Source organism: Caballeronia sp. (assembly GCF_049581465.1).
In the GTDB taxonomy this organism is placed as follows: Bacteria; Pseudomonadota; Gammaproteobacteria; order Burkholderiales; family Burkholderiaceae; genus Caballeronia.
In genome coordinates this window covers 1-5,782 of record NZ_JBAUSA010000460.1, presented here as the reverse complement: position 1 = coordinate 5,782, position 5,782 = coordinate 1, and the positions used below count along the sequence as shown (strand labels likewise).

Here is a 5,782-nt window from a genome sequence, read left to right as displayed (position 1 = left end):
CCCCGATCTTGCGTCCGTACAAGCCCGCAACATGTCCCGCCTCGTCACGCCAGTTGAACACGATGCTGCCGTTCAGGTGTTCATGCCCGCTCTCGCGGATCACGCCGAGCTTCTGCAAGCGGCTGCGGATCGCATCGCCCGCACCACGGTTCTTCAGCGGCAAACGAAGCCCAAGTGTCCGGTTCGCAAACCCCAATTTGAAGTACTCCACCGCCCCCGCAATCCCGCGCTTCTCCAGATACGCCAGCGCCTCGGGCGAGCCCTTCAACGTCTGATGGTAGTAGTCCACCACCTGGTCGAGCAACGCCGCGTCGTCCGCGCTCACCGATACCGGCGACTCCAGCACCCGCACTGTCGAGCGCACCGGCCCGATAGCGGCTACAGAAGGAATCCCCTCCCGCAGCAACTCCACCGCGTGCCGAAACGAGATCCCGTTCGCCTTCATGACCCAGTCCACCGGTCCCCCACCGATCCCGCAGCCAAAGCAGTGCCACAGGTTCTTCAACGGCGTCACCACCAGTGACGGCGTGCCGTCAGCATGAAACGGACAACGCCCGCGTAAGTCCTTGCCCGACTTCGCCAGTTCAATCCCGTGCGCACGCACGAGCTGCTCGACCGACACCTCGGCCTTCATGCGCTCAAGCTCAGTTTCGGGAATACGGGCCATGGATCGTCCTCTCGGCTAAAACCTGTCAATAGACATTGTAGTAGCATATTGATGAGACTACAATATAGCTATTGAGCAGGCCGATTCCATGAGGTTCTTACAATGACCACACCCCTTCATCTTTGGTTATGTGAGAACGATATGGAGCAGTTCGCCGCACGCTTGCGCGAAGCGCGGGAAGCCCGACAGATGACCCAGGCTCGCTTGGCCGAATTGCTGGCCGTGGACAGGCGCGTCTACAACCGATGGGAACGAAGCGCGTCATTACCGCAGCTCGATGCGGTCGTGCGCATTGCTCAGGTTTTGCAAACCAGCGTCGATTCTTTGGTCGGCCTTGAACCGCCGACCGAACCGCGCATTCACAACCCGAAGTTGCACGCGCTTTACGAACAGATGGACTCGCTTTCGGACGAGGATCAGCAGGCGCTGATCGTCCTGATGGACAGTCTCGTCAAACGCTCGCAGATGACCAAGCTGATGACGAGATGAGAGAGAAGTAAAAGCGCGGGCCGCAGATGTTGACGCATCCACGACCCGCTGACCACCACCAACTCAATCAAGGAGTTGACCATGGCTAACGCCAATCATAAAGCAGCCGCTGGATTTCCTGAACGCTCCGTCAAGGTTCAGCAGTCTCTTCGCCAAGCCTGGCCTTCACACCTGAACAAGCCGCCCAAGCTTTATCCGTGGATCAAGCTCTCCGGCCGATGGATCGAACACGCCGGATTCCTCCCCGGCCAGCAAGTGCGCATCACCGTCGAACACGGCAAACTCATCATTACCGCCGCTTAAAACAACGAAGGGCCGCGTCAGCGGCCCTTCGTTTTTCGGCTCCTACCCTTGATCGTTATCGTCCCACATCATGTCAAGCTGATTCGATCCGCAGTGAATCAAACTCAATGGCAAGCTCGGCACCGAGGCTGGAGTACATGAACGCGACCTTCGCGCCTATCCGTTTGGAAAGCCGCTCGCCCTTGTTCAAGGCGGCACTCACGTCCTTATAATTCTTGTCAGCCGCCTCGACGATTTTGATGCTGTATATGATGTTCAGCAGCCCAAGACCTTCAAGGCTAAAACACGTCACGCCTTCGAACGTCACGTGCACGCGCTCATTTCCAAGATATAAGCCAAGGATCAGTTCACGAGGTTCTTCATTCGGTCCGAGGGTTAGGCGGTCTAGATACCAGTCGTGGAAGTTATTCCATTTAGTCAGCATTGAATTTTCCATTTTCATTTTCAAGGCAGTATTGAAACAGGCCACCCATGGTCACGGACAGTACCCTCCCAATTGTGAGCGTGTGGGTCAAGGTTCCCGTGGTGGGCTTCCATATCGATGTCAACCGACGCAGTTCCGTTCGGGCCGTACATACGCAACTGTGGCATCTTCCCCGGCATAGCCGAAGCCCACGATCCCGCTGCACCTTCAAACGGCATGCCAGCAACCTGAACCGCAGCCTGATTTGCCGCCGCTGTCGCCGGCATGGTGAACGTTGGTGCATCAAGCTTGGGCGCAGTGGCTGGAGCCGCCGCTATATTGGTATTGAAGTTACTTCCCGTTTGGGTTTTCGCAAGCAACCCTGTCGGATCCGTAAAGTTCACCGGATTGTTCTTCACATACGCATACAGATTCAGATCATCCTTCGTACCGATAGGATCCGTCTGCAGGAACCGCCCCAGCGTCGGCGAGTACATCCGGGCCTTGTAATAGTACAGCCCCAACGGTGCCAGATACTGCTGCCCTGTGTATGCGAAGCGCGAAGCCGGCGCGCCCTCGGTCTCACCGAACGGTCCATACGCCTGGCTACTCGTCGTAGCGCCCGTACTGTTCGCCAGCGCCACAATGCTGCCCTGCTGGTCCGCGTACAAGTAGCTTGCCGCGCCCGAGGCCCAGCTTATGCCCTCGTACTGCGCAAGTGGCGCTTCCAACCCCGGAACAAAGATGTAGCGCCGAGTCAGCTTGCCCGTACTATCGTACTCCGCCACCAAGTGCTGCCCGTCGTACAAGAGGTTTGTCTCTGTCCCGTTCACCGTGGTCCGGATCAGCCGTCCTTCCGGGTCATAGCCAAGCGTCGCGTTTGTGCCCGTCCGGCTCGCAGTCGTCATCCGATTGTCCAGATCGTAGCCATATGTCCACGCCCCGTCACCTGTCAAGTTGCCATTGCCGTCGTACCGCAGATCCTTGCCACCCGCAACGGTGTACTGGTTCAGCGCGTTCGCCTTGTATGCGACGCTCACCGCCGAGGACGTCCACCCATACTGGTTGTTCGTCACACTCGTCTGCTTTATCTCACCGAGCTGGTTGCGCGTGAAACTTCCCACCCAGTCCTCGGTGCTGCCGGTGAATCGGTGGTTCTTGTTGCTTAGCCAACCCTGCGCATCATACGAAAGCTCCGTGCGTGTGCCGTTATCTAATTCCAACAGCGTCGCGCGGTTCAATGTGTCATAGGTGTATCTCACCAGATGCGCGCTACTGCTCGAGGACACATACCTCGGACGACGGTAGCTGTCGTAGGCGGCCATCACACGGAAACCTTCCGGCCACGTCATTGCACTTATGTTGCCCGCCTCATCATACTCGTAGCGCAGCGTCCTCCCGCCAGCACTCGTCTGCGTCAGTTGGCCCATCCCGTCGTAGGTGTTAGTCACCGTGTGGCTGCCGTTGCTGTACTGCGATGCGGTTTTCAGGCCCCGCAGGTCGTAGCTGTACTGCACGTTGCTTACCCCGCTCGGAAACGTACGCGTAGCGAGGCGGTCCAGCGCATCGAAACTCTGCCCGATCGTCTGGCCATCGCGCTTTCTCATGGCGATCAGGTTATTGTTCGAATCCCACGTGTACTGCTCGTAGTTACCTACGTCGCCCTTACCCGGTTGGCCGTCCAGTGGATAGTGAGTGCGATACAACCGGTCGTGGCCGTCATATAGGTTGACCGTCGTATTGCCCTTCGCGTCAGTAGTCGACGCCACCGTACCGTTGCCGTTGTACACGTAGCTCGCGTAGCTTTGCTCAAGCCCTAAGTTCACTGCCTTGCGGATGCTCTTCACGCTGTCGTCCGCGTTGTACGTCGTCTCGGCTATCCGGTTGCCGCCATCGGCCGCACTCATAAAACGCGTAACTCGGAACGGGCGATGATGATCGTCGTACGCCGTGTCGGTGATCTGCGTCGGTGCGACCTCGACCGGACAGGTGCTCACACCCGTGGTCTTGGCCGGCCCCCATTCCCGCACCACATCACCCATTGCGTTGTAACGCTTGCACGTCACCATGGCACCACCAACCACTGCAACTCCGCGACTGATCTCGCGGCTGTCTGCGTCATAGCCAATCACCTCGTCGACGCCCAGCAGTTTCGCATTGGTGCGGGTGACGTTGCCACGTTTGTCGTAGGTATTTGTGACAGTTTCAAAACCATCACGCTCGTTGGTGATCAATCGTCCTTCATTGTCGAAGGTTGTAACAGTCTTGACCGCCAGTCCGTCCGCGTCCTGGGTCGTGATCGCTGGTGTGAAGTCGGCCCCGTAGCTTATGGCCGTTGCGGTGCTTCGCGTTGCGTCGATTGTTTCAGTGACGCGGACCGGCCGGTAGAGGTAAGTTGGCAGCGTCCCTGGGAGTGTGACGGACTCGTAGGTGATGCTCGTGGTGGGCGCAACGCCGCCCACCATTGGCCGGATAACCTTTTGCAGCGAATAAGCGGAATATACGCTCGTGGTGACCAGGCCCCTCGCGTCCGTAGCTGTGGAGAGGGTGTCCCAACTCGGGTCATAGGTGAAGCGCTGTGTCAGTACTGCGTCACCTGTGCCGGCCCGGGGAAACCGTGATACTGCTGCGATTTGGTGCGTACAGAGTCGGGCAGGATTGGTAGCTCTCAAGCAGCTGGCGTCATCGTAGGTATATTCGGTGCGGTTGCCCTCAGGACGGGTTTCGCGGACCAAGCGGTTCTGGCCGTCATACTCCTTAAGTGTCCAGTTGCCCATAGGGTCTGCCATCTGCAGCAGATTTCCCTCGGCGTCGATGTAATCTGTGCGACTCGATCCTCCAGGACCTACTTCCTCGCTGCGGGAGCCGGCGAAGTAATAATTGAACAGGTGGCCCGCCGCGCTCGTTTGCGTCTTAACGCGACCGAGTGTGTCATATGTATTGCTGACGACTGGGGTGTTCGGAAAGCTTGGCTGATAGAACTTTGTCATACGCCCAGGTTGATCGTACTCGAAGCGTGTGGCGAAACCCTCTGGATCAGTCTCACTGACTAAATTGTCGTTGCCGTCATACGTATAGCGCACCGTCTGCTGTGGGCTACTGACGCTTTGCAGCCGGTTATTCGCATAGGTCAGCGTCAGGGTGCGGCCTGCATGGTTGTTTACGCTGGTGAGTTGATTGCCGCTCCAGACGAAGGTCGTTTTCTTGCCGTCCTTCTGTGAGTAGAAACTCACCTTGTCGACGTTGAAAGAATAGTACGCACCATTGACGGCCTGATACATCATCCGATTGGCGCCAAACTGCGCGTTGAGAAACGAACCATTGCCGGGCGGCGCACTAAAGCTGCCGTCGGGCAGTCGCGCAAACACTTCGCTGTTAAGGCCAAACGTCACGATTCGCGTATTGTCGACCAGTTGATCACCGAACCAACGTTGAGCCACCACCGCGCTGAGGAATTTTTCCGCCGGCTCAGTCCGATCGTTCAAGAGGTCAAGCGACGCCTTGTGTTCTACGATAGTCCCGACCGCATCGAGCGCGAGCCGATCGCCCATTCCGATAAAACCGTCCGAGGAAGTACGAAGACGAATGTCAAAATTGTGCGTCCACCCCTTGCCGAGTACGCCACTCTGATTCTTCATCCCGCTGCTATACAGGCGCTGGAAGTTCAAGCTGTCAGGCCAATCGCCGTAGCCGGTTTTGATGTCCTGATGTTCGTAGAGGAAGTTGCCGTGCACCATGTCGATCGGGTCGCCACGGTCTGAACCTGGACCATTTACATTGGTCATTGCCTGCCGGGACCCCGAATTGGCGGATGTGGACGCGTTATTTTTTGGCGCGGGAATGGCCTCGGTGTAAAAACCACCCGAAAGGCCACCACTGATAATCGCGCCCAGTGAGAACGTATTGCCCGAGCCACGAAA

General features: G+C 57.6%; 5 protein-coding genes. 2 read left to right on the top strand and 3 right to left on the bottom strand.

Annotated features, from left to right (window positions below; translation table 11 throughout):
• Nucleotides 1-667 (bottom strand): CHC2 zinc finger domain-containing protein (locus WCA53_RS11430; protein WP_423909442.1); only part of this gene is annotated, 667 nt, incomplete at its 3' end.
• A gap of 102 nt (nt 668-769) precedes the next feature.
• Between WCA53_RS11430 and WCA53_RS11425 the strand changes: the two genes are divergently transcribed.
• Nucleotides 770-1,156 (top strand): helix-turn-helix domain-containing protein, encoded by a 387-nt coding sequence (locus WCA53_RS11425; RefSeq protein WP_423909438.1) that lies wholly within the window; start codon nt 770-772, stop codon nt 1,154-1,156.
• A gap of 81 nt (nt 1,157-1,237) precedes the next feature.
• Nucleotides 1,238-1,459 carry a SymE family type I addiction module toxin gene (locus WCA53_RS11420; RefSeq protein ID WP_423909435.1) on the top strand — a complete coding sequence of 74 codons (222 nt, stop codon included), beginning with the start codon at nt 1,238-1,240 and terminating at the stop codon, nt 1,457-1,459.
• Between the two features lie 73 nt (nt 1,460-1,532).
• Here WCA53_RS11420 and WCA53_RS11415 read toward each other — a convergent pair whose 3' ends face one another.
• The gene (locus tag WCA53_RS11415; protein ID WP_423909432.1) at nt 1,533-1,883 is read right to left on the bottom strand and encodes a hypothetical protein; all 351 of its coding nucleotides are present in this window, start codon (nt 1,881-1,883) and stop codon (nt 1,533-1,535) included.
• A gap of 20 nt (nt 1,884-1,903) precedes the next feature.
• Nucleotides 1,904-5,647 carry an RHS repeat-associated core domain-containing protein gene (locus WCA53_RS11410; RefSeq protein WP_423909429.1) on the bottom strand — a complete coding sequence of 1,248 codons (3,744 nt, stop codon included), beginning with the start codon at nt 5,645-5,647 and terminating at the stop codon, nt 1,904-1,906.
• Nucleotides 5,648-5,782 lie beyond the last annotated feature (135 nt).

Excerpts from the sequence above, each read along its gene's own strand:
- WCA53_RS11425 (WP_423909438.1), top strand. The coding sequence starts at position 770 with ATGACCACACCCCTTCATCTTTGGTTATGTGAGAACGATATGGAGCAG.
- WCA53_RS11420 (WP_423909435.1), top strand. The coding sequence starts at position 1,238 with ATGGCTAACGCCAATCATAAAGCAGCCGCTGGATTTCCTGAACGCTCC.
- WCA53_RS11415 (WP_423909432.1), bottom strand. The coding sequence starts at position 1,883 with ATGCTGACTAAATGGAATAACTTCCACGACTGGTATCTAGACCGCCTA.
- WCA53_RS11410 (WP_423909429.1), bottom strand. The coding sequence starts at position 5,647 with ATGACCAATGTAAATGGTCCAGGTTCAGACCGTGGCGACCCGATCGAC.